We start from the raw sequence: 26,790 nt of genomic DNA on the forward strand, positions 1-26,790 counted from the left end.
GTTTCGGATGGCATCTAATTACAAGAAGGATTTTGACTATGCCGAGGCAATCGCAGGCACGCAGGATGCCGACGAGCGTCAGCAGCTGCTTGCCGAGCGTCAAAACAAGATTGAGGCCGAGGGACTGGCAGGAAAAGTCGCATCCAATGACGCTGTTTCCACTTGGAACGGCAATTACCGGCCTTATTCGGTTTCCAGCACGGAGAGCGGCGGCAACGAGGTCAGCCAACTGTACGACGCGGCAGAACAAGCACGTCTGCAACGCTTGGAGGCCGCTCGTACTCGCATCCAACAGCAACTGCAACGCAACCTTTCCTCAATCGAAAGCGATTACACTGCCAGTATGACACAAACCGACATCAACGCACGCCAATCCGTCATTTCCAACGAGGAAAAACTCGCAGCACTCGGCCTGAACATGGGCGCACGGGGCGCGGCAGCGACCTCGGGTGCTGCGGAGACCAGCCGCATTGCGATTGACAACCAATATCGCAGCGACCTTAACGCGCTCGGTCAGGCACGCCTTACCGCACGCGCAGCGGCGCAGGACAGCGCCTCTGCACAGCAGGCCGCTTTGGAGAACGAGTTTTTCACTGCCACGGAAAACGCTGCACTCCAGCAGGCCCAATCCGCGCTGACGCAGTTCAATGCCGACCGGGATTACAGTCTGTCGGTCGCCGGACTGACCGGCTTTCTAAACGGCACACCCACATTGGCCTATCGGGATTACGCTTCGGGTTTAACCAGTCAGGCACAGACGCAGGCATACGAGCAGGCCTTCAATCGCTGGAAAACATCCGGCTATGTGCAGTCGGGCGACGCCACTATTCTCGGCGTGCCTGCCGGCACACCGACCGCAGATGTCAGCTACAAAAACGCCAGTCTGGCCTTGCAGCAGTGGAAGGCCGGATATTGGTATTAACATACATACTGTTGCATAAAAAGCCGGTCTCTGCTATAAAAGCAGAGACCGGCTTTTGAAAGAAATGAAGGTATGGGCTAAGTTATTAAATATTAGGCGTTATAGTTGTCTGTTATTTTCCAATGCAGCCAATTTTCATCTTGTATAAACAATCATAGCACAGCCCTATTCTCAGGTCAATACTTTCCCCTTACAAATACTTGTATTTTTTCTTATATGTTCCATTATTTTAGCTTTTTATCCCTTTTTCGCAAAATAATTCGTGTATTCGACCGATTCCTGTCCTGTTCTTCGCAAAACAAAAGCCGTTCATCTTTTGATGAACGGCTTTTTTCAAAGCATACGTTGATGCTTACTTGTTCTTCAGATTGAAGAAAGCGTCCTTGCCGAGGTACTTTGCAACATCCTCGCCCAGCTCTTCCTCGATGCGGAGCAGCTGATTGTACTTCGCAACGCGGTCGGTACGGCTCGGAGCACCGGTCTTGATCTGGCCGGCGTTGAGCGCAACAGCGATGTCAGCAATGGTAGCGTCCTCGGTCTCGCCCGAACGGTGAGAAACAACCGCGGTGTAGCCCGCACGGTTTGCCATCTGGATAGCGTCCAGGGTCTCGGTCAGAGAACCGATCTGGTTAACCTTGATGAGGATGGAGTTTGCAACACCCATATCGATGCCCTTCTTCAGGCGGGTGGTGTTGGTAACAAACAGGTCGTCGCCAACCAGCTGGATCTTGTCGCCAAGAGCCTTGGTCAGCATCTCCCAGCCTTCCCAGTCCTCTTCAGCCATGCCGTCCTCGAGGGAGATGATCGGGTACTTCTCAGCAAAGCCCTTCCACATCTTAACCAGCTGCTGCTGGGTCATCTTCTTGCCGGACTTGGGCTGGATATAGCACTTCTCTTCGTCGTTCCACCACTCGGAGGAAGCAGCGTCGATTGCAATCATGAAGTCCTCGCCGGGCTTATAGCCAGCCTCTTCGATTGCCTTAACGATAACCTTGAGCGCGTCCTCATCCTTCTTCAGGTTGGGAGCGTAGCCGCCCTCGTCGCCAACGCCCGCAGCCGGGGTGCCGTTCTCCTTGAGGGTGGTCTTGAGCTGATGGAACACTTCTGCACAGCGGCGCAGCGCCTCACGGAAGGACGGAGCGGAAACCGGCATAATCATGAATTCCTGAATCTCAACGTTGTTGGTCGCATGTGCGCCGCCGTTGAGGATGTTCATCATGGGCATCGGCAGGGTCTTGGCATTGCAGCCGCCGATATAGTTGTACAGCGGCAGAGACAGAGCCTCAGCAGCAGCCTTTGCAACTGCCAGCGATACGCCCAGGATAGCGTTTGCACCGAACTTGGTCTTGTTCGGGGTGCCGTCCGCATCGATCATCGCCTTGTCGATAGCCTGCTGGTCAAGCGCGTTCATGCCGATGATGGTCTCAGCGATCTCGCCGTTAACAGCGTCAACCGCCTTCAGAACGCCCTTGCCATTGTAACGGGACTTGTCGCCGTCACGCAGCTCGCAAGCCTCAAAGATACCGGTGGAAGCGCCGGACGGAACAGCCGCGCGGCCCATATAGGCGCCGGTGTCGCCCTCAACGTAAACCTCAACCTCAACGGTCGGGTTGCCACGGGAGTCCATGACCTCGCGGCCGAGTACATCAACAATTTCAATGTAGCCCTTCATAATTCTTACTCCTTTTTATTTGAAATTTGGGGATACGCAATAGTTTACTTGATGAGCAGGCTATGACCGGTCATTTCCTCCGGCTGCGGCAGGCCCATCATTTCCAGCAGTGTCGGCGCCAGATCCGCCAGCACGCCGCCCTCTGCCAGCTTGCCCGGATGGCCTACCATCACGAGCGGCACCGGATTGGTCGAGTGCGCAGTGAACGGAGTTACGCCGTCTGCATCGAGCATCTGGTCAACGTTGCCATGGTCCGCGGTAATCAGGCACTGGCCGCCCATCTTGAGGATAGCGTCCACAACCTTACCCACGCCGTCATCGGTCGCTTCGATCGCCTTAACAGCAGCATCGAACACACCGGTGTGGCCAACCATGTCGCAGTTGGCAAAGTTCAGCACGATAACGTCATACTTACCGGACAGGATGCGCTTGACACACTCCTCGGTCACGGCAGGCTCGCTCATCTCCGGCTGGAGGTCGTAGGTGGCCACCTTGGGAGACGGAATCAGCGCGCGGTCCTCGCCCGGGTATTCCTTCTCCACGCCGCCGTTGAAGAAGAAGGTGACGTGTGCATACTTCTCGGTTTCTGCGATACGCAGCTGGGTCAGGCCCTTGTTCGAGATATATTCGCCGAAAGTGTTCTTCAGGCTCTGCGGCTTGAAAGCAACCTCTACGCCCGCGATGGTCGCATCATACTGCGTCATGCAGACATAGTGGATGTTGCGGCGCTGACGCTTGAAGCCGTCAAACTCATGGTCAACGAACGCGCGGGTGATTTCACGCGCACGGTCGGGACGGAAGTTGGCAAAGATAATCGCGTCGTCATCCTTGACGGTCGCGCCCTCGGTTACGATGACCGGAACGACAAACTCGTCGGTGACGCCTGCGTCATAAGACTTCTGCATCGCCTCATGCGCGGTAGCGGCATGCTCGCCGATGCCCTCGGCAATCGCCTGATATGCCTTTTCTACGCGGTCCCAGCGCTTGTCGCGGTCCATCGCGTAGTAACGGCCGGAAATCGTGGCAATGCAGCCAAGCTCCAGCGTATCAATCTTGTTCTGCAGGCGGTCGATATACTCGATACCGGACTGCGGCGGTGTGTCACGGCCGTCCATAAAGCAGTGGAAGCATACCTTGCGCAAACCGTTGCGGCGCGCCAGTTCGAGCAGCGCGAACATATGGTCAATATGCGAGTGTACGCCGCCGTCGGACAGCAGACCGAAGATGTGCAGCGTGGAATCAAACCACTTGCACTGGTTGATTGCGCTCATCAGCGCTTCATTCGAGAAGAAATCGCCGTCCTGAATGGACTTGGTGATGCGGGTCAGTTCCTGATATACGATGCGGCCCGCGCCAATATTGGTGTGGCCAACCTCGGAGTTGCCCATCTGGCCGTCCGGCAGACCAACATCCAAGCCGGAAGCGCCGATATAAACCAGCGGATTCTCCTTAAAGATGCGGTCAAGGTTCGGGGTGTTGGCCGCCTCAATTGCGTTGCCCTTTTTCTCCTCGCGGTGACCAAAGCCGTCCATGATGATCAGCGCGGTCGGCTTCTTCGGCTCGTCTGCCTTCTTAGCAGCAGGCTTACGAGTGGTCGTCTTCTTCGCCGTCGTGGTCTTTTTCGCAGCGGTCGCCTTGGGGGCTGCGGACTGTTTCTCAACCTGAGTCTCCGCAGCCGCAGTCTTTACCTCTTCAGCTGCCGCCTTGCTCGACACATTTTGCTTTTTCATATTCTTTACTTACTCCTTTACAAAAGCGGACGAAAGGGGACAACGCTGTTTCCGATGTCCCCTCCCGCACGCACGGCGCGGGGAGTAAACCCTCACCGTAATCCTTATCTTATTGATTAGCTGCTTCGACGATGGTTGCGAAGTCAGCGCTCTTCAGGGAGGCACCGCCGATGAGGCCGCCGTCAACATCCGGCTGAGCCAGCAGCTCGGCTGCGTTCTTGGCGTTCATCGAACCACCGTACTGGATGGTGATGCCACGGGCCGCACGCGCGCCATACTTCTCGCGCAGGCAGTCGCGGATCGCGCCGCAGACCTCACCCGCCTGCTCAGCGGTAGCGGTCTTGCCGGTGCCGATCGCCCAGATCGGCTCGTAAGCGATAACAACCTTCTTGATATCCTCCAAAGCAACGCCCTGCAGAGCAATCTTGATCTGCTTGCGGATAACCTCCATGGTAACATCCTGCTCGCGTTCGGTCAGGCTCTCGCCAACGCACAGGATCGGGCGAAGGCCGTTTTCAAGCGCAACCAGAACCTTCTTGTTGCAGGCCTCGTCGGTCTCGTTGAAATACTGACGGCGCTCGGAGTGACCGATGATGACGTACTTCACGCCCAGCTCCTTGAGCATATCGGCAGAAATTTCGCCCGTGAACGCGCCGGACTTCTCAAAATGCATATTTTCCGCACCGATGGCAATCTTGGAGCCCTTGGCAGCCTTCACAGCAGCCTGAATATCGGTAAACGGCACGCAAAGAACCATCTCGCACCACTTGGTCTTGGAAAGCAGCGGCTTCATCTCTTCGATGAGGGCCTTTGCCTCGCTCGGCGTCTTGTTCATCTTCCAGTTGCCGGCGATGATGGTCTTACGGTATCTGCGATTCATTTTGGTTTTACCCCTTTCAAACTTTTCGACGGCGTATCCGTCCTGATCAATATGTATTATAGCGGGGCAGCACACGCCCCGGTATAAAGCACATTTTCGCGCAAAACGCGCAATTTACTTGTCCTGCAGGCAAGCGATGCCGGGCAGCTCCAGACCCTCGAGGAACTCAAGGGAAGCGCCGCCGCCGGTGGAGATGTGGGTCATCTTGTCCGCAAAGCCCAGCTTCTCAACCGCAGCCGCAGAGTCGCCGCCGCCGATGATGGAAACCGCACCGGAAGCCGCGATTGCCTTGGCAACCTCCTTGGTGCCGACTGCAAAGGTATCGAACTCAAACACGCCCATCGGGCCGTTCCAAACAACCGTGCCGGCGTTCTTCACCGCATCGGAGAACAGCGCAATGGTCTTCGGGCCGATATCCATGCCCATCATGTTGTCCGGCAGCTGGCCTGCCTCGTAAACGACCGGCTCTGCGTCCGCGCCGAAGTGGTCGCCGCAAACCGTGTCAACCGGCAGCAGGAGCTTGACGCCCTTGTCTTCCGCCTTCTTGATAAGGCCGAGCGCAAGGTCCATCTTGTCATCCTCGCACAGCGAAGTGCCGATCTTGCCGCCCTGCGCCTTGGAGAAGGTGTAGGCCATGCCGCCGCCGATGATGACGGTGTCGCACTTGTCAATCAGGTTGTTGATGACATTGATCTTATCGGAAACCTTCGCGCCGCCCAGAATAGCAACGAACGGACGAGCCGGATCGGAGAGCGCCTTGCCCATGATGGAGATTTCCTTGTTGATGAGGAAGCCGCAGACAGCCGGCAGATAGTCGGCAATACCAGCGGTGGAAGCATGCGCACGGTGAGACGTGCCGAATGCATCGTTAACAAAAATTTCAGCCATATCGGCAAACGCCTTTGCCAGCGCAGGATCGTTCTTGGTCTCGCCCTTCTCAAAGCGGACGTTCTCGAGCAGAATAGCCTCGCCCGGCTTGACTTCCGCCGCGAGCTTCTTGGCATCCTCGCCGACAACATCCTTCGCCAGCTTTACTTCCTGACCGAGCAGCTCGCTCAGGCGCTTGGCAACCGGCGCGAGAGAATACTTCATATTAACTTCGCCCTTCGGACGGCCGAGGTGCGAGCACAGAATCACAGCCGCATTGTGATCCAGCAGATACTTGATGGTCTCGAGCGACGCGCGAATGCGCTTGTCGTCGGTGATGTTGCCGTTCTCATCCTGCGGAACGTTAAAATCGCAGCGAACGATAACCTTCTTGCCGTTTACGTCGATGTCCTCAACGCTCTTCTTGTTATACTGCATAAATATCCCTCTCCCTTTCTGAATATAAAAGTTAGCGATACGGAGCAAATTTCCGGCCTTCCCATAAAAAGAATTCCGTTTCCATTACAAAATTATACTCGTTTCTCCTGTGATTCGCAAGCCAAATTGTGAAAAACCTTGTCTTTCCGTTCTCTTTTAGAGGATTTTTGCGTTTTGCCGGAAATAATTGTGAAAAATTAAACAATATGACCAATTGACCTCACGTGCGCGGCTGTCCATAGAACGCAACGGCCAGTGCCTGTGGACCGGTATTGGTCAGCACAGACGGTCCAATCGGGCTGCGCAGCACGTCCTTAAAGCCTATCTCCGTGCGCAGGCGCTTTTCCATTTCATCGATGCGCGCAGCCGGTACATCGCCGTAGAGCAGCAGCGCCGTCTGCTTTTCCGGCTGCACCACGCGGCCGGATACCTTGCGAATCATGCCGCTGACCAACGCTTTCTCTCCACGCACCTTGTCACAAACCTTGACTGCGCCGCCGTACACATGGCTGATAGGCTTGAGTCCCAGCGCCTCGCCGACAAAAGCCGCGCCGCCCGAAATCCGGCCGGATTTCTTCAGATGCGTCAGGCTGTACACACCGAGGAATGCCTCCACGCGGTTCAAACGGCTTTTTACTACGCCGCAGATCGCATCGAAGCTGTCGCCCTGATCGCGCAGCTGCGCCGCCATCACCACGATATGTCCATAGATATAAGTGTAAGTGGCCGAGTCGAACAATGCAATCTGCATCGCCTCGCCCGCCTCCTCGCGGAACATATCGCGCGCAAGACAGGCCGCCTGATAGGTTCCCGAACCGTTCGCATTGATGAGCACGCCCATATAATGCGTGCAGCCGCGCTCTGCCGCGCGCCGGTAGGAATCCAGAAATACCGTCGGCGTAATCATCGCAGTCGTCGGAATCTCCCGGCTGGTCTCCAGCAGCTTGCAGTATTCCTCAGGTGTGATGTCATAGTATTCGCGGATGGTTCGTCCCTCATGCGTGAGCGTAATGGGGATGATTTCAATACCGTACTTTTCCACCAGCGCCTGCGGGATATCCGCGGACGAATCGGTCATAATATGTATTTTTTCCATGTTTCCCTCCTTATCCCTGCGGGAACGGTCCCGCGAGCCTGAGGTTTTCAAAACCAGTCTGCCGCAGTGCTTCAAACGCAATCACCGCCACCGAGTTGGACAGATTGAGGCTTCTTGCGCCCTCGCGCATCGGGATACGCACGCAGCGTTCCGGATGTGCTATCAGCAGGTCCTCCGGCAGTCCCTTTGTCTCCTTGCCGAACATCAGATAGTCGCCGTCGCGGTACTCCGCTTCGTGATAGGCGCGCGGCGCTTTCGTGGTCGCGTAGAAGTAGCGGCCGTTTGGATTTTTCTCAAAAAACTCATTTAAGTTTTTGTACATGCGAACGTCCAGCAGGTGCCAGTAATCCAGCCCCGCGCGTTTCATCCGCTTGTCATCGATTGCAAAGCCGAGCGGCTCTATCAAATGCAGCACGCAGCCCGTTGCCGCACAGGTGCGGGCAATGTTGCCGGTATTCTGCGGAATCTCCGGCTCGACCAGAACAATATGCAGCATATGTCTCTCCTCATTTTTCAAAGCTCTTTTTATTTTAGGCGATACCCATGCATTTTTCAAGATATTTGCTGTTTTTTCGCAAAAATAAATCCCCCAATCAGAAAAGATTGGGGGAAAATAACACTCTGTTATGCAATTTCCGCGTAAACGCCGTAAACATATCCTTGCTCGGCGGCCTGCTCATCAGTCAGCACCTCGCCGGTAAGCCGCATACCACTGCCGTCATCCGGGTAGGTGACGCCCAGTTTGCCGGTGTGCAGGGTGAGGGTCTGGGTGTCGGTCGTTCCATCGGTGAAGGTCACCGTGACGGTCAGCACCGCGCCGTCAAATTCGTCGATGCGGCCGTGCCACGCTTCGCGTAGATCGGCATTGGGATCATACGGCTTGGGCTCGCCCCAGAATCCATAACTTACTTCCGGATCATAGTCGTCCACAAAACCGTTTTCCAGCTTCCAACAGGCATCGATCTCGGATGCATTCTCTGTTTCGCCTAAACCGTATGACATCACCTCATCCGCGCCTTCCAACCGTGGGTCGGATGCAGCTTCCGCTGCCGCAACAGCGGAACTTTTCCCTGCCCGCAAGGCCTCTTCCGCCGCTGCCGTCATCTGATAATATGCATCTACATCAAAACCGGTCAGCGTCTTGGTGCGATACAGACCACCTTTATCCATCGACGCGCTCACGCTTTGGATATTCTCGCCTGTCACCTTGAACAAACAGCCGGAGAAAAATCCTTTTTCTGGGTCGTCCACGCCAGCTCCATCATCGAACACAATCTTGCTGTTCTTTGGCTCCAGCACCTCCCCTGTTTCCGCAGCATACGCCACGATGCCGAACGAGTGCGCGACCGCCTCAGCCACTGCATCGGAAGCGGGCTGGCCGCTTTGCTGCGACTTCCAAACCGCCGTGCCGCCGACCACCACGCCGAATGCACATGCCACGGCTACAATCCTCTTTGCCATGCCGAACCGGCGGCGCGGCGCAGCTGCCAGATGCTGCGGTGTGTTCTGTTGCTCTTCCCGACGCGCCTGCCGCGCTGCTGCAAGGGTGCGCTCCTTCAGTTCATCTGGCGCTTTGATATTCTTCAGTCGGTTCCAGTTGTTCCGGTTGTCCATCATCATTTCCCTCCAGTTCGATTCTCAGTTTTTTGCGGGCGCGGTGCAGGCGGGTGCGCACCGTCGCGGGGCGGCAGCCCACCAGCGGCGCGATTTCGTCCGTACCATACCCCTCGACGTAGTGCAGCCAGACCACGATACGCAAATCGTCCGGCAGTGCGCGCACCGCCTGCCAGAGTTCGTCGTTTCCGTCTTGTGCCGGTGCTGCGGCATCTGGAGCGGCCTCAAGCGGCGCAGTGCGCCGAAACCATGCCGACCGACGCAGGTCGTTGCAGCAGTTGACTGTCACGCGCAGCAGCCACGCCTTGAGGTGCTCGTCATCACGGAAGTCGGTTGTATCGCGCAGCAGCCGCAGAAATACCTCCTGATACACATCCTCCGCATCCGCGCGCCCGCCCAGCCGGCACAGCGCCAGCCGATAGACTGCATCGCCGCAGCGCTCCATTGCATCATATAGGAATGTGTCCGAACGCAGGTTAGTTTGCATCTTGCTCCATCCTCCTTTCTGCCAACAACACGAGGGAACGAGCCGGATTGTTCCCGACCGGATGCCGTCTTTTCCTTATTTCCCGCCACATCTTACCTCGACTTTGTTAACAATGTGCAATTTCTTTCTCATCAAATAGTCATATTCAACAATAATATCTTAAATTCTACGGAAATATTGAATAAATTTCATCTTGCAGTTTTATATAAAATAACTATAATAAAGTTATCAAATGAAAGCAAAGTACATCATGAAACGGAGGTCATTCCAATGCGTAAGAAGTCTTCTTATTTTGAAGCGCTCGACCAGATGCTGTCCGATGCCTATCATGTAAACACTGCACCGTTTCACATTCGCTCTGGTTTCCTGTTCGGCCGCACTTCGCGCTGAGACAGAGCTTTAAACGATTTTCGATATTTTCAATTACCTTTTCTCTTTATACCATTCTCTTTCACGGGGCTGCCCATATGGGCAGCCCCATCTCTTTGCGTTTGCAACAAATCAAACGGGCGGCATCGAAAGATGCCGCCCGTTTTGTCTGAAAGGTTTATTTTGCAAAAAAGTCACGTGTCTGCTTCACATTTTCGTCGATTGCCGCGCGCAGTGCCTCGGCCGATTCAAAACGTTTTTCCGGTCGCAGGAACTTGTGCAGCTCAACATGAATCATCTTACCATACAAGTCGCCCGCAAAATCAAGCAGATGCGGTTCGATGGTCGGCGCACCGCCATCTATAAACGTCGGCTTGATGCCAATATTGGTTGCCGCAATATAGCTCTTGCCGCCCACCAGCACGCGTGTCGCGTATACGCCATAAGGCGGCAGCGCCATTTCGGGCGGCAGCGCGAGATTGACGGTCGGCACTTTCAGCACGCTTGTGCCCACACGCCGGCCATGCTCAACCACACCGGTCACGGTGTACGGATGACCGAGGAAACGTGCCGCACCCTCCATGTCGCCCTGCGAAATCAGCTGTCGGATGTAGGTCGAGGAAACCACAATTCCGTCCACCTTGATATCCTCAATGCAGTCATAGCCGATACCGGCCTTTTTGCACTCCTCTGCCATGCCCTCGGCATTTCCCTGTCCCTTATAGCCGAAACGATTGTTGCGGCCCGAAATGATCCAACGCGCACCGAACTGCCCGATGAGCATTTTGTGAATGAAATCGCGCCAGTCCATATGCTGCATATGCTCATCAAAGTGACCGAAGATGACCTCATCCACGCCGCCGAGCGTTTTAATTTCCTCACGGCGATAGGCATTGGCCGTCAGCAGCGGCACCTGACGCCCCAGCACGACGGAATCCGGATGTACGTCAAACGTGAACACCGCGCTTGTGCCGCCAATCTGCTTTGCGCGCTCAACTGCGCGCTCCATCAGCGCCTGATGACCCAGATGGACGCCGTCAAAATAGCCCAGCGCAATCGCACGCGGCTTTTGATATTCCCGCATAGGGTTGCCCCCTTCTGAACACCTGCCCGCAGACAGGCTGTGTTATTTAAAATTCTTGTAGACAAACAGGCCCAATCCGCCCTTGTTGAGCGCACGCACCTGTCCGAGTAAGAGAAACTGCGCCTGATGGTATACGCGGCACAACGCGCTTTCGATTTCGGGCATTCCCGCCGCCTGCCGCGGAAAAACCACCGCGCCGCGCGCAATGCGTTCTGCTCCCTCGTCGGTAAGCGTCACCGCCGGATATTCGGCAAACAGACCGTCCACCGGCAGCAGCAAATCCTGTGCCTTGCCGTCCTGCATCGCCTGCTCGACCTCGTCAAACGTGTGGCAGGCATCCAGCGGATACGCGCCCGCGCGCGTGCGCACCAGACTGTGCATCACCGCCAGCGTACCGAGCGATACACCCATATCATGCACCAGCGTGCGCACATAGGTGCCCTTGCTGACCGTCAGCCGCAGCATTCCTTTCTGCGCCGCCTCATCAAAGTCCGTGAGCATCATCTCATGCACAAAAATGTCACGCGCGGGCCGCTCAACCTCCTTGCCTTTGCGGGCAAGGTCATAGAGCTTTTGCCCATTCACCTTGACCGCCGAATACATCGGCGGCACCTGCTGCTGCGCGCCCAGAAAGCGCGCTGCCGCCTGCATAACCTCATCGCGCGTCGCGGTTTTTCCGCTGCGGCGCAGTGTTTCGCCGGTCACATCCTGCGTGTCGGTTTCATAGCCGAGCGTAAAACCCGCAACATATTCTTTATCCTGCGCAGCGGCGAAATCCGCCGCTTTGGTTGCCCCGCCGACAAACACCGGCAGCACACCGGTTGCCATTGGGTCAAGCGTGCCGCCGTGACCGATACGCCGCGTGTGCAGAATGCCGCGCAGCTTGGCGACCACGTCATGCGAGGTAAAGTCCTGCGGCTTGTCCATCAGCAGGATACCGCAAAGCTCACTTTGCTGCATGATACTGCTCCCGTGCGGCCGCAAGGATAGCCGCTTTGGCCTCCTCCATGCCGCAGTCAAAGCTCGCGCCGGCCGCGCGGATGTGTCCGCCGCCGCCGCATTTCCTGCAAATGGCCGATGCATCCATCTCCTTGGTGGTGCGTACGGATACCTTGACCGTTTTATCCTTGTTTTCGGTCAGCGTAATACCGATTTGCACACCCTCAATCTGCCGTGTCAGCGACGCAATCGAATCCAAGTCATCCATGTCCGCACCTGTACGGTCGATGTCCGCACGCCACAGCATCGCGATTGCTATCGCGCCATCCTCACAGAACTCCATCGTATCAAAAATGATGCGCTCCATCTGGAAACGCGGCATGGTCTTGGTCTCAAACAGGGCGCGATTGATTTCGCCGCCGTCGATGCCCGCGGTCAGGCATGCCGCCGCGACCGCATGCGTGTGCGCAGTGGTGTTGGAAAACTTAAAGCAGCCCGTATCAGTCGAAACGCCGACATAGATACACTCGGCAATGTCGGTGGTCAGCTTCACGCCAAGCGCCATAATCACATCGTACAGCACCTCGGCGCATGCGCCCGCGTCCGGCCGAACCAGATTTTTCTTGCCGAAACCAATATTCGAACGATGGTGGTCGATCACCAGATCGACCTTACCCTTGAACTCCTCCGCCGTATCAGGAAACAGCTTTTCCTCCGCAATGTCGGTGGAAACCACAAACTGCGGCTGAAAGCCCTCCGTCGGATAACAGGGTACAATCATCGGCGCATAACGTTTGGTGATCTCAGGATTCTCCAAAATAAACGCAGTCTTGCCGATCTGCCGCAGCGCACGGCACAGCGCACCCGCGCAGCCCGTGGTATCACCGTCCGGACGGCGGTGGCTCAGGATGAGGATATTATCCGCGCCTTGCAGCGCCGCGGCAGCGCCCGCAACGTCTACGGTCATTCCTCGTCCTCCCCTCCGAGCTTGCCCTCGTTTTTCAGTTCATGCAGCATTTCCGAAATGTGCGCGCCATGGGTGATCGAGTTATCCAACTCGAACACCAGCTCGGGCGCATAGCGCAGCTGCACCTTGTGGCCTACCTCGCGCCGCAGCCAGCCCGCGGCGGATTTCAGGCCCTTCATGACCTCTTTGGCCTGCTGCTCGCTGCCCAGCACCGAAATAAAGCACTTGGCATAGCGCAAGTCGTTTGTAACCTCGCAGTGCACGACCGAAACCAGACCGTTCTGCACGCGTGGGTCCTTAACGGAACGCATGGCCTCAGCCAGCGCCTTCATCACTTCTTCCGAAATGCGGTCAATTCGTGTAGACATATTTTCCTCCCTTCGGTCCGGGTCTAAGGGGGACCAGTCCCCCTTAGATACGAAACAAGTTCCGGGAGAAACTTGTTTCGATAACCCCCTCGCCCTTGCACCGCAAGGGCGGTTCGGGACACGTGTCCCGAAGCAGGGGTACAAAACCGAGGCAAAGCCCCGGTTTTGTAAAACTCTGATTGCTTCCGCACCCGCGGAAGCGCAAAAAGCCGCGACATGTGCGTGGTTTTTTGCACCAGTACGGCAAAAGTTTCGCATATCGGAACTTTTGCCGCCCGTGCTGTGTCCGTGTCTCACACGGCACAGCGCCCTCGTTTGAAAGCGTGCTTTCAAACGAAACCCTTTATTGCTTTACTTCCTCCATCACGAAGCATTCAATAATATCCTGCTCCTTGATGTCGTTATAGTTCTCGATGCTCATGCCGCACTCGTAACCGGAAGCAACTTCCTTGACATCGTCCTTAAAGCGCTTGAGCGTGTTGAGGTGGCCCTCATGGAATACGATACCGTCGCGCACCACACGCACCTCGGCATTGCGCTGAATCTTGCCGTCCTGCACATAGCAGCCGGCAACCGCGCCTGCGCCTGTAATTTTGAATACCTGACGCACTTCGGCATGACCGAGCACAACTTCCTTAAACTTCGGCTCGAGCATGCCCTTCATCGCCTGCTCCATTTCCTCAATCGCATCATAAATGACGCGGTACATACGCATATCTACGCCCTGCTGCGCTGCCGAATCGGTAGCCGTGCGGTCAGGACGCACGTTGAAGCCGACGATAATCGCACCAGATGCTGCGGCCAGCATGACGTCGGACTCGTTGATAGCACCGACCGCGCCATGAATGACCTTGACGCGCACCTCGTCGTTGGAGAGCTTCTCGAGCGAAGAGCGAATCGCCTCGACCGAACCCTGTACGTCGGCCTTGACGATGATGTTCAGCTCCTTCATCTCGCCTTCCTGAATGGAAGCGAACAGGTTGTCGAGCGTGACCTTGTGGAACTGCTTGTTACGCTCTTCCTTTTCCTTGTCCTTGCGCTGCTCAACCAGCTCACGCGCCATCTTCTCGTCATCGACTGCATCGAAGATATCGCCCGCGCCCGGTACTTCGGCCAGACCGATGATCTCAACCGGAACGGACGGGCCGGCTTCCTGAATCTTCTTGCCGTCATCGTTGGTCATCGCACGCACGCGGCCGACCGCCGTGCCGGCAATGACCGTATCGCCCGCATGCAGCGTGCCGTTCTGCACCAGCAGCGTTGCCACCGGGCCGCGGCCCTTGTCGAGCTTGGCTTCAATGACCGTACCGTGCGCCTTGCGGTTCGGGTTGGCCTTGAGGTCGGCCATTTCCGCCGTCAGCAGCACCATTTCAAGCAGGTTTTCAATGCCCTGACCGAACTTTGCCGAAATCTGGCACACAATCGTGTCACCGCCCCACTCTTCGGGGACGATTTCGTACTCGGTCAGCTGCTGGAGCACGCGGTCCGGGTTTGCGCCCGGCTTGTCGATTTTATTCACCGCCACAATGATTGGCACGTTGGCCGCCTTGGCGTGGTTGATGGCCTCAATGGTCTGCGGCATGACGCCGTCGTCCGCCGCGACCACCAGAATGGCAATGTCGGTTACCTGTGCGCCGCGGGCACGCATGGATGTGAACGCCGCATGGCCGGGGGTATCCAGGAAGGTAATCGGCTTGCCATTCACCTGCACGCGGTATGCGCCAATGTGCTGGGTGATGCCGCCGGCCTCGCCCTCGGTCACCTTGGTCTTGCGGATTGCGTCGAGCAGGCTGGTCTTACCGTGGTCAACGTGACCCATAACAACGACAACCGGGTCGCGGGGCTGCAGTTCGTCCTCGCTGTCCTCGTGTTCGTCAAACAGGCGCTCCTCGATTGTGACGTGTACTTCCTTCTCGACCTTGCAGCCCATTTCCTCCGCAACGATTGCCGCGGTGTCAAAGTCGATGATCTCCGAGATGGAAGCCATCACACCCAGCTTGATGAGGCCCTTGATAACGTCTGCTGCGGTGCGCTTCATGCGGGAGGCCAGCTCGCCGACCGAAATTTCGTCCGGAATCATGACCTTGACCGGAATCTTCTTGAGTGCCGCCATCTGCTGCTGACGCTGCAGGCGCTTCATCTTCTCCTGCTCCTCCTGCCGGCGCTTGTTGCCGAAGGGCTTGGAGCGCTGGTCGGACTTCTTGGTCAGCTTCTGCTTTTTCTGGCCGCGCGATTCCATGCGCTCGGCTTTCGCGTCAACCAGCTTGTCGACATGGTCATCGTACTTGGCAAGGTTAACATCGCCGGTACCGCGGGTGTCGATACGGTGCACCTGCTTGACCTTGGTGCTGGTCGGCTGGGCCGGCTTCTCACTTTCCACATTGGTTTCCTTCGCGGCGCCCGCTTCCTTCTTGGTCTCCGGTGCCGGCCGCTCCTTTGCCGGCTTCTCTGCCTGCTCTGCCTTGGCGGACGCGCCGGACGATGCCTGACTGTTGAGCACCTGCTCCAGATCGGCAACCTGATGGTGCTGCGTCATATATTCAAAAATGACGCTCAGTTCCTCATCGCCGAGCACCTGCATATGATTTTTAGGCGTGGTACAGTACTCGGTCAGGATTTCCGTAATCTCCTTGGTGGATGCACCGAAATCTTTGGCGACCTCGTGTACGCGATATTTATTCTCTATTGCCATGGGCAACTCCTCCTAACACTGTTCTTCGATGCAGCCATACAGACTGCATCGAGCGGGGACGCACCGCGTGAGACACGGATGCATCCGAAGCTGCGCAAAGTTCCGATGCGCGAAACTTTGCTCCGCTCTGGTATCCCATGCGCTGGCAAAGCCGGTGTATGGGATGAAAATCACCGCTCTGCTTTGCTGTGCGGGGATTTTCTATTGACGACGCGCTTTGCGCGTTTGTTTTCGCCGGGTTTTCGCTGCGAAGCCGGACGGCTGCCTGCGCCGGACGGACGCGCGTGACGTTTGCCAGTTGCGCCGCGCTGTGAAACACCGCGTCTGCGTTGCTCCGGCTTGCGCTCCGGTTTGACGGGCACAGACGGTTTTTCATCCGCTTTGCGCTGTGTCTCCCGGTCACGTGGTTTCTTTTTGCCCCGGCGGGACTGAATGCGTGCATTCTTTTCGCTCAGCTGTTCCGCCACGGCCGTATATTCCTCATGTGCTGCGGCAAGTTTGCCGATGGCCGCAGCCGCCATGCCGATGTCGCTGAGTGCGCACACAGCGCAGCCGTTCTTGCAAATCGCCGCGCCCAGTTCCTCCTTGCCATGCGGCAGGGTGATGCACGGCACATTCGCCCGCGCGGCATATATCGCTGCTTTTTTTGCGGTGCTTTCGCCCGCATCCGCCGCGACCAGCACACAGCGTGCTTTATGGTCTGTGCAGAGCTGACGCACCAGCTCATCACCAAACGCCAGCTTACCGGCGCGCCGCGCCAGCCCCAGCATACCGAGACAGGGATCACTCGCCATGCGCACCCTCCTGTTCCATCTGCTGCTCCAGCTGATCGTAAACCTCTTCGGGAACCGTCACGGACAACGCGCGCTCGATTGCGCGGCTTTTGCGCGCCTTTTTCAGGCACTCCGGCTTGCCGCACAGATACGCACCACGGCCGGGCGCCTTTCCCTTGAAGTCAAGCGTTATCTCGCCTTCGGGTGAGCGCACCACGCGAATCAGCTCGCGCTTGGGAAAATGTTCGCGGCAGCCAAGGCATTGCCGCATGGGGATTTTCTTCTGCACCATATTCTGCCGCACCCCCGTAATGTTATTCGCCCTGAGATGCGGGAGCGATGTCGATCTTACAGCCGGTCAGCTTGGCAGCAAGACGCGCGTTCTGGCCCTCCTTGCCGATGGCCAGCGACAGCTGATCGTCCGGTACAATCACGCGGCAGGACTTGTTATCCGCCTGCATGGTGGCGGAGATGACGTCCGCCGGGGCCAGCGCTGCGGAAACAAACTGCGCGGTATCCTCGTTCCACTTGATGATGTCGATTTTCTCGCCATTCAACTCGCCTGTGATGTTGGCCACACGCGCGCCGCGCGTACCGACGCATGCGCCGATGGGGTCGACGTTTTCATCGTGCGAAACAACCGCAATCTTGGTACGGTTGCCCGCCTCACGCGCAATGCTCTTGACCTCGACCACACCGGAATGGATTTCCGGCACTTCCAGCTCGAACAGGCGCTTAACCAGACCCGGATGCGTGCGGGAAACGACCACCTGCGGGCCGCGCGTGCCGCGGCGCACTTCGATCAGGTAAACCTTGATGCGCTGGCCCTCGACCAGCTCTTCGCCGCGGACCTGCTCGGATGCGGACAGAACCGCCTCGCTCTTCTCGCCGCCCGAAACCACATCAAGATATGCATTGCCCGAGCGCGGGTCGATACGGGCGATAACACCGGTCAAAATTTCGTGTTCCTTGCTCTCAAACTCGGAAATCACCATGCCGCGCTCCGCCTCGCGGATGCCCTGAATGATAACCTGCTTGGCGGTCTGTGCCGCGATGCGGCCAAACGACTTGGTCGGGATATCAATGTCGATGATGTCGCCCACCATCGGGTTTTTCTTGTACTCTGCGGCCTCTTCGAGCGTAATCTCCTCATACGGCTCGTAAAGGTCCTCTGCTTTGACCACGGTTTTTCGTACATACATGCGAATGGTTTTCTTGTCTCGGTCCGGCTCAACAAACACGTTATCCGTCATACCGTCGTTATCACGCTTGTATGCGGTAATGAGCGCCTGACCGACGCGGTCCAGCATGTAATCCACCGGGATGCCTTTTTCCTTTTCGAGCTGCTCCAGCGCATCAAAAAATTCTGCGTTCACCATTTTTTCCAATCAAACTCCTTATTTATATCTCGACCGCGAGCCGTACAGCCGCAATATCCGCCGGCTCATATACCGTGCGCTGTCCGCCGGTTTCCAGCGTGACATTACCGTTTTCGTAGGCAACCAGTGTGCCTTCCACCTGTTTTGCCCCATTCACCGGCTTATAAAAGCCGACCTCAACCGGATGGCCAAGGAACGCGGCGAAATGCTCAGGCTTTTTCAGCCGCCGCGACAGTCCTGCCGAGGATACGCACAGCGTATAGGACGGCATGCTGTCAAATTCCTTTTCGTCGAGCATCGGATCAAGCGCGCGCGAAACCTGCTCACACTGGTCGATGTTCACGCCGTCCGGATGGTCGACGGTGACGGTCAGCATATACTGTCCGCCTTCCTTTTCAAATTCCACGTCCCACAGGGAAACGCCGGCCTGTTCGCACAGGGGCCGAACCAGTTCCTCCACGCGGGCGACAATCTGCTTTGCCTGCAAAGCCGTCCCTCCTTCAAAAAAATACTCCAAGCAAAGCGTAAGGAGTGGCTTTCGCCACTCCTTACGGTTACTTTCTTACTGAACGTGCTTAGTATATCACGTTTTCCATGTAAATGCAAGGCATTTTCTTGCAGAAAGCGTGTTTTTTCTAAAATTTGTTTATTGCATGCGCCGATGCCGCCGCATACAGAAAAAAGGTTATCCAGTAAGCACGCTACTGGATAACCTTTTTGGGTCTTTCCCTGTTTACGGGCGAGCCGTTACCTTACTTAACCAGCTCGATGATCGCCATTTCGGCAGCGTCGCCGCGGCGGGGACCGGTCTTGATGATGCGGGTGTAGCCGCCGTTACGGCTTGCATACTCCGGCGCAATCTCAGAGAACAGCTTTGCTACAACAGCTTCCTTGGTGATGAAAGCCATCGCCTGACGGCGGGAAGCCAGCGTGTTCTTCTTGCCAAGGGTAATCATCTTCTCAGTCAGCGGGCCGACTTCCTTGGCGCGGGCAACGGTGGTCTCAACCTTGCCGTTCTCCAGCAGGTAGGTCACCATCGCACGCAGCATAGCCATACGGTGGTCCGTCGGACGGCCGAGCTTGCGATTGTTAGCCATTCGTGTTTACCTCCAAAATAAAGTAAAGGCGGCGGCGCGGCTTATCGTGCCGCCGCGTTATCGTTCTTTTTATGAACCGATACGGTTATGCAGCAACCGTCCGGATCATTCCTCGGACTTGGCCAGATGCAGGCCCATGGCCTCCAGCTTGCCGATAACCTCTTCGAGCGACTTGCGGCCCAGGTTGCGGACCTTCATCATGTCCTCTTCGGAAGTGTTGATCAGATCCTCAACGGTGTTGATGCCGGCGCGCTTGAGGCAGTTGAACGAACGCACGGAGAAGTCCAGCTCCTCGATGGTCATTTCAAGCACCTTATCGTGCTGCGCTTCGGCCTTCTCCACAACCGTGGACTTGGAGCCGATCTCCTCGGACAGGTCGACGAACAGGTCGAGGTGGTCGCGCAGGACCTTCGCGCCGAGCGAAACTGCGTCGCGCGCGGTGATCGTGCCGTTGGTCCATACCTCGAGCGTGAGTTTATCATAGTCGGTCAGGTCACGCACACGGGTGTTTTCCACCGTGTAATTAACCTTGTAGACCGGCGTGTAGATCGAATCCACCGGAATGACCCCGATGGAGGTCTGATGCTGCTTGTTCTTCTCAGCCGGTACATAGCCGCGGCCGGAAGTCAGCGTGATCTCCATGGACAGACGCGCGTCGCTCATCAGCGTGGCGATGTGCATGTCGGGATTGAGAATCTCAACCTCGCCGTCGGCATGGATATCACCGGCCTTGACTTCGCCCTCACCGGCGGCCTCGATGTAGACCGTCTTGGGGCCGTCGCAATGCAGCTTGGCAATGATGCCCTTGATGTTCAGCACGATCTCGGTCACGTCTTCCTTAACGCCCGGAATGGTGGAGAACTCATGCTGCACGCCGGCGATCTTGATGCTGGACGCTGCCGTACCGGGCAGCGAGGAGAGCAGGATGCGGCGCAGGGAGTTACCCAGCGTGGTGCCGTATCCGCGTTCCAGCGGCTCTACAACGAACTTACCGTAAGAACCGTCCTCAGCGAGCTGTTCACAGTCAATGCGCGGCTTTTCGATTTCGATCATTTGGTACCCTCCTTCACGTTGGTTGGAAACTTTAAGCGGAGCAGGCGAAGCAGACACCTCGCCAGCTCCAAAAGCGAGGGTCTATTATTTCGAGTACAACTCGACGATGAGGTGCTCTGCAACATCGTAGTCGATGTCATCGCGGGCCGGCATCGCAACGATCTTGCCCTCGAAGGAGTCCTTAGCCTTGTCAATCCACTTGGGGCAGGCCTTCTTGCCGTTCTCCTCCAGCAGGGTCTTGAACTTGGTGGAGGTGCGGGACTTCTCACGGACAGCAACAACATCGCCCGGCTTTACCTGATAGGACGGGATGTTGACGCGCTTGCCGTTTACGGTAAAGTGCGCGTGGTTTACCAGCTGACGCGCCTCGCGGCGGGTGTTGGCAAAGCCCATGCGGAAAACAACGTTGTCCAGACGGCGCTCGAGCTCCTGCAGCAGGATCTCACCGGTGATGCCCTGCTTGCGCTCTGCCTTCTCGTAGTAAGCATGGAACTGCTTCTCGAGAACGCCGTAAATGAATTTTACCTTCTGCTTTTCAGCCAGCTGCATGCCATACTCGGACTGCTTACGGCGGGTCTGCTTGGGCTGACGCTTGGTGGACTTGGAGTAGCCCAGAACCGCGGGGGAGAGACCAAGCGTCTTGCAGCGCTTGAGAACGGGCTGTGTATTCTTAGCCATTTATCGGTTTCCTCCTCTATTAGACTCTTCTTCTCTTGGGCGGGCGGCAGCCATTGTGCGGGATCGGGGTTACGTCCTTGATCATGGTAACCTCGAGGCCGGCAGCCTGCAGCGCACGGATCGCAGCCTCGCGGCCGGAACCAGGGCCCTTAACGTAAACTTCAACAGTCTTGAGGCCGTGCTCCATCGCAGCGGCAGCAGCGGTCTCAGCCGCGGTCTGCGCAGCGAACGGAGTGGACTTACGCGAGCCGCGGAAGCCCATTTCGCCGGAGGAAGCCCAGGAAATCGCGTTGCCGTTCAGGTCGGTGATGGTAACGATAGTGTTGTTGAAAGAGGAACGGATGTGAGCCGCGCCCTTTTCAATGTTCTTGCGCTCGCGACGGCGCGTACGGGTCGCCGCGCCCTTCTTCTGTACCTTAGCCATTTATACGTTCCCCTCCTTACTTCTTCTTGTTCGCAATGGTCTTCTTCGGGCCCTTGCGGGTACGTGCATTGGTCTTGGTGCGCTGGCCGCGAACCGGCAGGCCGCGACGGTGGCGCAGGCCGCGGTAGCAGCCAATTTCAACCAGGCGCTTGATATTCAAACCGATTTCGCGGCGCAGGTCGCCCTCGACGTTGTAGTCGCGGTCGATTACTTCACGCAGCTTAGCGGCTTCTTCTTCGGTCAGGTCCTTTACGCGGGTGTCCGGATTGATACCGGTCTTCTTAAGGATCTCGTTGGACGTCTTGCGGCCAATGCCGAAGACGTAGGTCAGGCCGATCTCCACGCGCTTCTCGCGGGGAAGGTCAACACCGGCAATACGTGCCATATTTTCTATAACCTCCGATTTGTTACACTGAGGCGTGTTGGCAAACACAGTATAGGGACCGCCTCCGCCCCTGCAGCGCCGCACTCGCCGTGCGTGCTTGTCGTGTTCACGTAAACCATCATCCCGCGCCTTTCACGCGGCAATTTATCATCAAAAGCGCGAGCTTTGCCCGTGCTTTTGATACCTCGACTCAGCGGCCCTGGGCCGCGTCCGGGGGTATCGAAAGAAAGTTTCTACCGGAACTTTCTTTCGTATATAGGGGGTATTGGATACCCCCTATAAGGGTTTTAGCCCTGCTTCTGCTTGTGCTTCGGGTTCTGGCAGATAACCATAACCTTGCCCTTGCGGCGAATGATCTTGCACTTCTCGCAGATCGGCTTTACAGACGGTCTTACATTCATGACATTTTACCTCCATCAAAATTTTTGGTGGGATGGGACACCGGCAAAACCGGCGACCACTGGCGCTCGGGTCACATACGCGCCTCCGCCCGCTTTTTCTTTACTTGGAACGCCAAGTAATACGACCGCGGGTCAGGTCGTAGGGCGACATCTGAACGGTGACCTTGTCGCCGGGGAGAATGCGGATAAAGTTCATGCGGAGCTTGCCGGAGATATGAGCAAGAATCTTATGCCCGTTGGGCAGCTCCACCTGGAACATCGCGTTAGGCAGCGCCTCTATGACGGTACCTTCCAGTTCGATTACATCATCTTTTGCCATTTATGGGATACCCTCCTCGGTCAATTTGCGTCCTCCGCCCCCGTCCAGAGGGCGAGCGCTTTACGGATATCGCTGTTGGTCAGGCGGCCGTTTTCCAGCAGCTTGCGCTGGGTGCGTTCATCGCATCGGCCCTGGCGGCTGACATGCCGGCGGCGCTTGCGCTTCGGGCTTTCCGCCCGACGGCCGCGCCCGTTGGCCAGCAGAAGAAAATCCCCCTCTTCCGCGACAACCAGCATCAGCATCCCTTTGTCCCTTCCGGTCAGCGACAGGACAATGTCGGCTGTATGAGTCTCTGCCATTACAGTACCTCGCCGTCGATATTGGTCATAATCTCCGGCTCTCCATCTGTGATGGCAATGGTGTTTTCATAGTGGGCGGACAATTTGCCGTCCTTGGTTTTGACGGTCCAGCCGTCGGGCAGGACCTTGATGTCATACACACCCACGTTGACCATGGGTTCCACTGCGATGGTCATACCGCGCTGCAAACGGAGGCCGTGGCCGGGACGGCCAAAGTTCGGCACTTCGGGGGATTCGTGCAAATTCTCGCCCACGCCGTGACCGACGTACGCGCGCACGACCGAAAATCCGTTTTTCTCCACATAGGCCTGCACGGCCGCGGAGATATCCGAAACGCGGTAGCCCTCGCGGGCAAATTTGATACCCTCATAGAAGCTCTGCCGGGTCACCTCGATCAAGCGCTTGGCCTCATCGCTGACCGCACCGCAGGGTACGGTGCAGGCGCAGTCGCCGTGAAAGCCGCCGATATAGGCGCCGACGTCCACCTTCACGATGTCGCCTTCGTGCACCACGCGGGTGTCCGAAGGAATGCCGTGAATTACCTCGTCGTTGATCGATACACAGGCGCTGCCGGGAAAGCCGGCATAACCGAGGAAAGAGGGCTTGCCACCCGCATCCTCGATTGTTTTGCGGACAATCCGGTCAATTTCGCCCGTAGTGACACCGGGATGGACGGCGTCCGCCGCCGCCTTGCGCGCAATGGCGGTCAGGCGGCAGGCAACGCGCATCCGTTCGAGCTCCTGCTCAGTTTTAATGCGTATCATAGCTTACAGACCCAACGCGGCAACCGCGAGCTTCTCGGTTTCCCGAATGCCCTGCGTACCATCGATGCTCTTGAGCTTGCCCTGCGCTTCGTAATAGCCCTTGAGCGGCTCGGTCTGCTCGTGATAGGTTTCCTGACGGCGGCGGACTACATCCGGCTGGTCGTCGCTGCGGATGACCAGCTTATCGCCGCAGATATCACATACGCCTTCCACACGCGGCGGGTTCGCCTCGATGTGGTAGGTGGCGCCGCAGCGCAGGCACACGCGGCGGCCGGTCATGCGCTTCTCAATGACCTCGTAGGGAACCTCGAGGGAGAGGGCGCAATCAATATCGGAAATCTTGTCCAGCGCTTCCGCCTGCGGAATGGTGCGCGGGAAACCGTCGAGGATGAAGCCGCTCTTGCAGTCGCGCTGCGCGATGCGCTCCTCGAGCAGATTGATTACCAGATCATCCGGCACAAGCTGGCCGGCATCCATGAAGCCCTTGGCCTTCTGGCCGAGGGGGGTATTGTTCTTGATTGCCTCACGCAGGATATTGCCAGTGGAGATGCTGGGAATGCCCATCTTTTCAATCAGATAGGATGCAAGCGTTCCCTTGCCGGCGCCCGGAGCGCCCAAAAGAATCAATTTCACTTTTTAATTCGCCTCCAGCATTATTCCAAGAAGCCCTTGTGATGACGCATCAGCATCTGCGCCTCCAACTGCTTGACCGTGTCAAGCGCAACACCGACCACGATGATGACCGAGGTGCCGCCCAGCGCCACATTGGACAGCGTGGGGGAAATCGCACCGACCACCAGCGGCAGAATCGCAACGATTGCCAGGAAGATTGCACCGACAAAGGTGACCTTGCCCAGCGCCTTGGTGATGAAGTCCGAAGTCGGCTTGCCCGGACGGAAGCCCGGAATAAAGCCGCCGTTCTTCTTGAGGTTGTTGGCGATCTCGATCGGGTTGAACTGAATGGATGCGTAGAAATACGCAAACGCAAGGATCAGCAGGGCATAAACCACGATATAGAACGGATTAGCCTGCGAGAACAGGTTCAGGATGTGATAGCCGACCGTACCCGACTCCGGCTGCCAGAATATCGTAATGGTCTGCGGCAGGGAGAGGATGGACGATGCGAAGATGATCGGCATAACGCCGGACGCATTGACCTTGATCGGCAGGTGGGTGGACTGGCCGCCATACATCTTACGGCCAACCACACGCTTTGCGTACTGTACCGGAATGCGGCGCTCCGCATTGGACATAAACACAATGAACACCACGATGGCCAAACCGATGATAACCATCAGTACAGCCGACAGGATGCCCTGACCGCCCGTCTGCAGCAAATTCCACAGCGTGCGCAGCAGCGACGGACCGCGGGAAACAATACCGGCAAACAGGATAATCGAGATACCATTGCCGATGCCGTTCTGGGTGATGTGCTCGCCCAGCCACATGATCAGCGCGGTACCAGCGGTAAAGGTCAGGATGATTGCAGCACCGGCCAGCGCGCCCGTGTTGGACAGGAAGCCCTGATTGCGCAGCAATGCATAGTAAGAGAAGCCCTGCAGAAGACCGAGGATAACCGCCAGATAGCGGGTCCAGGAAGCGATCTTCTTGCGGCCTTCCTCGCCGCCGTCCTTAACCATGCGCTCAAGAGCGGGAATGGCAACGGTCAGCAGCTGCAGGATAATGGACGCATTGATATAGGGCGTGATGGACATGGCGAAGATCGTCGCTTTGGACAGACCGCCGCCGGTGAACATATCCAGATAACCGAGCATCGATCCGCCGACCGCTGCCTGATTAAAATACTCAGACAGCAGCGAGGTGTTGATGAACGGAACGGGAATGCAGGAGCCAAAGCGGAAGATCAGCAGGATAAACAGCGTATACAGGATCTTCTTGCGCAGCTCAGGCATACTCCAGGCGTTTTTAAGGGTTTGAAACACCTTAAATCACCTCGGCCTTTCCGCCTGCGGCTTCGATCTTCTCCTTTGCGGACGCGGAGAACGCTGCGGCCTTAACCGTCAGCTTCTTAGTCAGCGTGCCATTGCCAAGGATCTTGATGCCGTCGAGAGCATTCTTGACGATACCGGCCTCGCGCAGGGACTCTGCGGTGACCTCGGTGCCGTCTTCAAACTTCTCCAGAGCGGAAACATTGACCGGTGCGTAGGTGGTGCCGAAAATATTATTGAAGCCGCGCTTCGGCAGACGACGTGCCAGAGGCATCTGGCCGCCTTCAAAACCGGGACGGACGCCGCCGCCCGAACGGGCCCACTGGCCCTTGTGACCGCGGCCTGCGGTCTTGCCGTTGCCGGAACCAGCGCCGCGGCCCTTACGGTAAGCCGGCTTGGTGGAACCCGCGGCAGGCGATAATTCGTGAAGCTTCATGGGTTACGCCTCCTCTACAACTTCGAGCAGGTAACCGATCTGCTTTACCTTGCCGCGCGTCTGCGCGTTGTCCGGCTGAACGGTTACGTCGTTAATCTTCTTAAGCCCCAAAGAATGAGCGGTCGCGATGTGCTTATCCAAGCGGCCGACCAGGCTCTTTTTCAGGGTAATCTTCATGTTAGCCATTGTGAGTTACCCCTTTCTTACAGTTCTTCTACGGCTTTGCCGCGAACAGCCGCTACCTGAGCAGCGTCGCGCAGGCTCTTGAGGCCTTCCATCGTTGCGGTAACAACATTCTGCGGGTTGTTGGAACGCAGGCACTTGGTACGGATGTCCTTGATGCCGGCAGCCTCAACGACCGCACGAACTGCGCCGCCGGCGATAACGCCGGTACCGGGAGCGGCGGGCTTGAGCAGAACGCGGCCCGCGCCGAACTCACCAATCACCTCATGCGGGATGGTGGTGCCCTTCAGCGAAATCTTAACGAGGTTCTTCTTGGCGTCCTCGATGCCCTTACGGATTGCGTCCGGAACCTCGGAAGCCTTGCCGAGGCCGAAGCCAACCGTGCCCTTGCCGTCGCCAACAACGACCAGCGCCGCAAACTTGAAGATACGGCCGCCCTTAACGGTCTTGGCAACGCGGTTGAGCGCGACTACGTTCTCGGAGAACTCGTCCTCGCGCTTATCGTTTCTGTTAAACTGAGCCATG

Annotated in this window: 32 protein-coding genes; 1 reads left to right on the plus strand and 31 read right to left on the minus strand. The window is 57.0% G+C overall.

Going from position 1 to position 26,790, the window contains the following annotated elements:
• The first annotated feature begins 7 nt into the window (after positions 1-7).
• Positions 8-922 (plus strand): hypothetical protein, encoded by a 915-nt coding sequence (locus ACTQ34_RS00670; RefSeq protein ID WP_441362029.1) that lies wholly within the window; start codon positions 8-10, stop codon positions 920-922.
• 352 nt (positions 923-1,274) lie between these two features.
• On the opposite strand, the gene eno is transcribed toward ACTQ34_RS00670, so the two are convergent.
• From eno to rpsE, 31 genes are all read right to left on the minus strand, one after another.
• A complete protein-coding gene (gene eno, locus ACTQ34_RS00675) occupies positions 1,275-2,594 on the minus strand; it encodes a phosphopyruvate hydratase (RefSeq protein WP_297283952.1) in 1,320 nt (439 codons plus the stop codon).
• A 44-nt stretch (positions 2,595-2,638) separates the two neighbouring features.
• Positions 2,639-4,324, minus strand: a complete 1,686-nt coding sequence (gpmI, locus tag ACTQ34_RS00680; protein ID WP_441362030.1) for a 2,3-bisphosphoglycerate-independent phosphoglycerate mutase — start codon at positions 4,322-4,324, stop codon at positions 2,639-2,641.
• Between the two features lie 109 nt (positions 4,325-4,433).
• The gene (tpiA, locus tag ACTQ34_RS00685; protein WP_373164402.1) at positions 4,434-5,204 is read right to left on the minus strand and encodes a triose-phosphate isomerase; all 771 of its coding nucleotides are present in this window, start codon (positions 5,202-5,204) and stop codon (positions 4,434-4,436) included.
• Positions 5,205-5,318: 114 nt separating this feature from the next.
• Entirely contained in the window at positions 5,319-6,509 is a 1,191-nt protein-coding gene (locus tag ACTQ34_RS00690; RefSeq protein WP_441362031.1) for a phosphoglycerate kinase, read from the minus strand.
• Positions 6,510-6,729: 220 nt separating this feature from the next.
• Positions 6,730-7,605 carry a DegV family protein gene (locus tag ACTQ34_RS00695; protein WP_441362032.1) on the minus strand — a complete coding sequence of 292 codons (876 nt, stop codon included), beginning with the start codon at positions 7,603-7,605 and terminating at the stop codon, positions 6,730-6,732.
• Between the two features lie 10 nt (positions 7,606-7,615).
• On the minus strand, positions 7,616-8,101 hold the full coding sequence (trmL, locus tag ACTQ34_RS00700) for a tRNA (uridine(34)/cytosine(34)/5-carboxymethylaminomethyluridine(34)-2'-O)-methyltransferase TrmL (protein WP_441362033.1): 486 nt from the start codon (positions 8,099-8,101) through the stop codon (positions 7,616-7,618).
• Between the two features lie 128 nt (positions 8,102-8,229).
• The gene (locus ACTQ34_RS00705) at positions 8,230-9,219 is read right to left on the minus strand and encodes a hypothetical protein (protein ID WP_441362034.1); all 990 of its coding nucleotides are present in this window, start codon (positions 9,217-9,219) and stop codon (positions 8,230-8,232) included.
• Positions 9,167-9,706, minus strand: coding sequence for an RNA polymerase sigma factor (locus tag ACTQ34_RS00710; protein ID WP_441362035.1), 540 nt, complete (start codon positions 9,704-9,706; stop codon positions 9,167-9,169). Before ACTQ34_RS00710 ends, ACTQ34_RS00705 begins: the two co-directional genes overlap by 53 nt.
• Before the next feature lie 547 nt (positions 9,707-10,253).
• A complete protein-coding gene (ribF, locus tag ACTQ34_RS00715; RefSeq protein ID WP_441362036.1) occupies positions 10,254-11,159 on the minus strand; it encodes a riboflavin biosynthesis protein RibF in 906 nt (301 codons plus the stop codon).
• A gap of 42 nt (positions 11,160-11,201) precedes the next feature.
• On the minus strand, positions 11,202-12,119 hold the full coding sequence (gene truB / locus ACTQ34_RS00720; RefSeq protein WP_441362037.1) for a tRNA pseudouridine(55) synthase TruB: 918 nt from the start codon (positions 12,117-12,119) through the stop codon (positions 11,202-11,204).
• Positions 12,106-13,065: a DHH family phosphoesterase gene (locus ACTQ34_RS00725; RefSeq protein ID WP_441362038.1), complete on the minus strand. Its 960-nt coding sequence runs from the start codon at positions 13,063-13,065 to the stop codon at positions 12,106-12,108. The genes truB and ACTQ34_RS00725 overlap by 14 nt, the downstream gene beginning before the upstream one ends.
• Positions 13,062-13,433: a 30S ribosome-binding factor RbfA gene (gene rbfA, locus ACTQ34_RS00730; protein ID WP_373164391.1), complete on the minus strand. Its 372-nt coding sequence runs from the start codon at positions 13,431-13,433 to the stop codon at positions 13,062-13,064. The genes ACTQ34_RS00725 and rbfA overlap by 4 nt, the downstream gene beginning before the upstream one ends.
• Positions 13,434-13,776: 343 nt before the next feature.
• Positions 13,777-16,125 (minus strand): translation initiation factor IF-2, encoded by a 2,349-nt coding sequence (gene infB / locus ACTQ34_RS00735; protein ID WP_441362039.1) that lies wholly within the window; start codon positions 16,123-16,125, stop codon positions 13,777-13,779.
• 170 nt (positions 16,126-16,295) lie between these two features.
• A complete protein-coding gene (locus ACTQ34_RS00740; RefSeq protein ID WP_441362040.1) occupies positions 16,296-16,919 on the minus strand; it encodes a L7Ae/L30e/S12e/Gadd45 family ribosomal protein in 624 nt (207 codons plus the stop codon).
• Positions 16,909-17,190, minus strand: coding sequence for an RNase P modulator RnpM (gene rnpM / locus ACTQ34_RS00745; RefSeq protein ID WP_297275425.1), 282 nt, complete (start codon positions 17,188-17,190; stop codon positions 16,909-16,911). The genes ACTQ34_RS00740 and rnpM overlap by 11 nt, the downstream gene beginning before the upstream one ends.
• A 22-nt stretch (positions 17,191-17,212) precedes the next feature.
• The gene (gene nusA / locus ACTQ34_RS00750) at positions 17,213-18,277 is read right to left on the minus strand and encodes a transcription termination factor NusA (protein ID WP_441362096.1); all 1,065 of its coding nucleotides are present in this window, start codon (positions 18,275-18,277) and stop codon (positions 17,213-17,215) included.
• Between the two features lie 22 nt (positions 18,278-18,299).
• A complete protein-coding gene (gene rimP, locus ACTQ34_RS00755) occupies positions 18,300-18,764 on the minus strand; it encodes a ribosome maturation factor RimP (protein WP_373164387.1) in 465 nt (154 codons plus the stop codon).
• A 265-nt stretch (positions 18,765-19,029) separates the two neighbouring features.
• The gene (rplQ, locus tag ACTQ34_RS00760) at positions 19,030-19,374 is read right to left on the minus strand and encodes a 50S ribosomal protein L17 (protein ID WP_297275428.1); all 345 of its coding nucleotides are present in this window, start codon (positions 19,372-19,374) and stop codon (positions 19,030-19,032) included.
• 105 nt (positions 19,375-19,479) lie between these two features.
• Complete coding sequence (locus tag ACTQ34_RS00765) at positions 19,480-20,427, minus strand: DNA-directed RNA polymerase subunit alpha (protein WP_441362041.1); 948 nt, start codon at positions 20,425-20,427, stop codon at positions 19,480-19,482.
• An 84-nt stretch (positions 20,428-20,511) separates the two neighbouring features.
• Positions 20,512-21,105: a 30S ribosomal protein S4 gene (rpsD, locus tag ACTQ34_RS00770; protein ID WP_373164385.1), complete on the minus strand. Its 594-nt coding sequence runs from the start codon at positions 21,103-21,105 to the stop codon at positions 20,512-20,514.
• A gap of 19 nt (positions 21,106-21,124) precedes the next feature.
• Positions 21,125-21,529, minus strand: a complete 405-nt coding sequence (gene rpsK / locus ACTQ34_RS00775; RefSeq protein ID WP_031472201.1) for a 30S ribosomal protein S11 — start codon at positions 21,527-21,529, stop codon at positions 21,125-21,127.
• Positions 21,530-21,545: 16 nt separating this feature from the next.
• The gene (gene rpsM / locus ACTQ34_RS00780) at positions 21,546-21,914 is read right to left on the minus strand and encodes a 30S ribosomal protein S13 (protein WP_125115736.1); all 369 of its coding nucleotides are present in this window, start codon (positions 21,912-21,914) and stop codon (positions 21,546-21,548) included.
• A gap of 287 nt (positions 21,915-22,201) precedes the next feature.
• The gene (gene rpmJ, locus ACTQ34_RS00785) at positions 22,202-22,315 is read right to left on the minus strand and encodes a 50S ribosomal protein L36 (RefSeq protein ID WP_441362042.1); all 114 of its coding nucleotides are present in this window, start codon (positions 22,313-22,315) and stop codon (positions 22,202-22,204) included.
• Between the two features lie 100 nt (positions 22,316-22,415).
• Entirely contained in the window at positions 22,416-22,634 is a 219-nt protein-coding gene (gene infA / locus ACTQ34_RS00790; RefSeq protein ID WP_016148769.1) for a translation initiation factor IF-1, read from the minus strand.
• A 20-nt stretch (positions 22,635-22,654) separates the two neighbouring features.
• Positions 22,655-22,933: a KOW domain-containing RNA-binding protein gene (locus tag ACTQ34_RS00795; protein ID WP_441362043.1), complete on the minus strand. Its 279-nt coding sequence runs from the start codon at positions 22,931-22,933 to the stop codon at positions 22,655-22,657.
• The gene (gene map / locus ACTQ34_RS00800) at positions 22,933-23,697 is read right to left on the minus strand and encodes a type I methionyl aminopeptidase (protein ID WP_441362044.1); all 765 of its coding nucleotides are present in this window, start codon (positions 23,695-23,697) and stop codon (positions 22,933-22,935) included. Before map ends, ACTQ34_RS00795 begins: the two co-directional genes overlap by 1 nt.
• A gap of 3 nt (positions 23,698-23,700) precedes the next feature.
• Entirely contained in the window at positions 23,701-24,330 is a 630-nt protein-coding gene (locus tag ACTQ34_RS00805; protein WP_373164382.1) for an adenylate kinase, read from the minus strand.
• A 20-nt stretch (positions 24,331-24,350) separates the two neighbouring features.
• Positions 24,351-25,640 (minus strand): preprotein translocase subunit SecY, encoded by a 1,290-nt coding sequence (gene secY / locus ACTQ34_RS00810; protein WP_441362045.1) that lies wholly within the window; start codon positions 25,638-25,640, stop codon positions 24,351-24,353.
• A gap of 1 nt (position 25,641) precedes the next feature.
• Positions 25,642-26,082 carry a 50S ribosomal protein L15 gene (rplO, locus tag ACTQ34_RS00815; RefSeq protein WP_441362046.1) on the minus strand — a complete coding sequence of 147 codons (441 nt, stop codon included), beginning with the start codon at positions 26,080-26,082 and terminating at the stop codon, positions 25,642-25,644.
• A 3-nt stretch (positions 26,083-26,085) separates the two neighbouring features.
• Positions 26,086-26,268, minus strand: coding sequence for a 50S ribosomal protein L30 (gene rpmD, locus ACTQ34_RS00820; RefSeq protein WP_031472218.1), 183 nt, complete (start codon positions 26,266-26,268; stop codon positions 26,086-26,088).
• A 17-nt stretch (positions 26,269-26,285) separates the two neighbouring features.
• Positions 26,286-26,789: a 30S ribosomal protein S5 gene (rpsE, locus tag ACTQ34_RS00825; protein ID WP_054326956.1), complete on the minus strand. Its 504-nt coding sequence runs from the start codon at positions 26,787-26,789 to the stop codon at positions 26,286-26,288.
• Position 26,790: the final 1 nt, after the last annotated feature.

This window comes from Agathobaculum sp. LCP25S3_E8 (assembly GCF_052117165.1).
GTDB lineage: Bacteria > Bacillota > Clostridia > Oscillospirales > Butyricicoccaceae > Agathobaculum.

What these genes read in the sequence shown, in the direction of transcription:
- infA (WP_016148769.1), bottom strand. Translation starts at nt 22,634, where the DNA reads ATGGCAAAAGATGATGTAATCGAACTGGAAGGTACCGTCATAGAGGCG.
- rnpM (WP_297275425.1), bottom strand. Translation starts at nt 17,190, where the DNA reads ATGGTGCAGAAGAAAATCCCCATGCGGCAATGCCTTGGCTGCCGCGAA.
- rplQ (WP_297275428.1), bottom strand. Translation starts at nt 19,374, where the DNA reads ATGGCTAACAATCGCAAGCTCGGCCGTCCGACGGACCACCGTATGGCT.
- ribF (WP_441362036.1), bottom strand. Translation starts at nt 11,159, where the DNA reads ATGCGGGAATATCAAAAGCCGCGTGCGATTGCGCTGGGCTATTTTGAC.
- rpmD (WP_031472218.1), bottom strand. Translation starts at nt 26,268, where the DNA reads ATGGCTAACATGAAGATTACCCTGAAAAAGAGCCTGGTCGGCCGCTTG.
- ACTQ34_RS00795 (WP_441362043.1), bottom strand. Translation starts at nt 22,933, where the DNA reads ATGGCAGAGACTCATACAGCCGACATTGTCCTGTCGCTGACCGGAAGG.
- ACTQ34_RS00695 (WP_441362032.1), bottom strand. Translation starts at nt 7,605, where the DNA reads ATGGAAAAAATACATATTATGACCGATTCGTCCGCGGATATCCCGCAG.
- nusA (WP_441362096.1), bottom strand. Translation starts at nt 18,277, where the DNA reads ATGGTGAACGCAGAATTTTTTGATGCGCTGGAGCAGCTCGAAAAGGAA.
- ACTQ34_RS00710 (WP_441362035.1), bottom strand. Translation starts at nt 9,706, where the DNA reads ATGCAAACTAACCTGCGTTCGGACACATTCCTATATGATGCAATGGAG.
- rbfA (WP_373164391.1), bottom strand. Translation starts at nt 13,433, where the DNA reads ATGTCTACACGAATTGACCGCATTTCGGAAGAAGTGATGAAGGCGCTG.
- eno (WP_297283952.1), bottom strand. Translation starts at nt 2,594, where the DNA reads ATGAAGGGCTACATTGAAATTGTTGATGTACTCGGCCGCGAGGTCATG.
- rpmJ (WP_441362042.1), bottom strand. Translation starts at nt 22,315, where the DNA reads ATGAATGTAAGACCGTCTGTAAAGCCGATCTGCGAGAAGTGCAAGATC.
- ACTQ34_RS00765 (WP_441362041.1), bottom strand. Translation starts at nt 20,427, where the DNA reads ATGATCGAAATCGAAAAGCCGCGCATTGACTGTGAACAGCTCGCTGAG.
- truB (WP_441362037.1), bottom strand. Translation starts at nt 12,119, where the DNA reads ATGCAGCAAAGTGAGCTTTGCGGTATCCTGCTGATGGACAAGCCGCAG.
- rpsD (WP_373164385.1), bottom strand. Translation starts at nt 21,105, where the DNA reads ATGGCTAAGAATACACAGCCCGTTCTCAAGCGCTGCAAGACGCTTGGT.
- ACTQ34_RS00740 (WP_441362040.1), bottom strand. Translation starts at nt 16,919, where the DNA reads ATGGCGAGTGATCCCTGTCTCGGTATGCTGGGGCTGGCGCGGCGCGCC.
- rpsM (WP_125115736.1), bottom strand. Translation starts at nt 21,914, where the DNA reads ATGGCACGTATTGCCGGTGTTGACCTTCCCCGCGAGAAGCGCGTGGAG.
- rpsK (WP_031472201.1), bottom strand. Translation starts at nt 21,529, where the DNA reads ATGGCTAAGGTACAGAAGAAGGGCGCGGCGACCCGTACGCGCCGTCGC.
- map (WP_441362044.1), bottom strand. Translation starts at nt 23,697, where the DNA reads ATGATACGCATTAAAACTGAGCAGGAGCTCGAACGGATGCGCGTTGCC.
- trmL (WP_441362033.1), bottom strand. Translation starts at nt 8,101, where the DNA reads ATGCTGCATATTGTTCTGGTCGAGCCGGAGATTCCGCAGAATACCGGC.
- ACTQ34_RS00725 (WP_441362038.1), bottom strand. Translation starts at nt 13,065, where the DNA reads ATGACCGTAGACGTTGCGGGCGCTGCCGCGGCGCTGCAAGGCGCGGAT.
- ACTQ34_RS00690 (WP_441362031.1), bottom strand. Translation starts at nt 6,509, where the DNA reads ATGCAGTATAACAAGAAGAGCGTTGAGGACATCGACGTAAACGGCAAG.
- ACTQ34_RS00670 (WP_441362029.1), top strand. Translation starts at nt 8, where the DNA reads ATGGCATCTAATTACAAGAAGGATTTTGACTATGCCGAGGCAATCGCA.
- ACTQ34_RS00705 (WP_441362034.1), bottom strand. Translation starts at nt 9,219, where the DNA reads ATGGACAACCGGAACAACTGGAACCGACTGAAGAATATCAAAGCGCCA.
- tpiA (WP_373164402.1), bottom strand. Translation starts at nt 5,204, where the DNA reads ATGAATCGCAGATACCGTAAGACCATCATCGCCGGCAACTGGAAGATG.
- rplO (WP_441362046.1), bottom strand. Translation starts at nt 26,082, where the DNA reads ATGAAGCTTCACGAATTATCGCCTGCCGCGGGTTCCACCAAGCCGGCT.
- gpmI (WP_441362030.1), bottom strand. Translation starts at nt 4,324, where the DNA reads ATGAAAAAGCAAAATGTGTCGAGCAAGGCGGCAGCTGAAGAGGTAAAG.
- rpsE (WP_054326956.1), bottom strand. Translation starts at nt 26,789, where the DNA reads ATGGCTCAGTTTAACAGAAACGATAAGCGCGAGGACGAGTTCTCCGAG.
- infB (WP_441362039.1), bottom strand. Translation starts at nt 16,125, where the DNA reads ATGGCAATAGAGAATAAATATCGCGTACACGAGGTCGCCAAAGATTTC.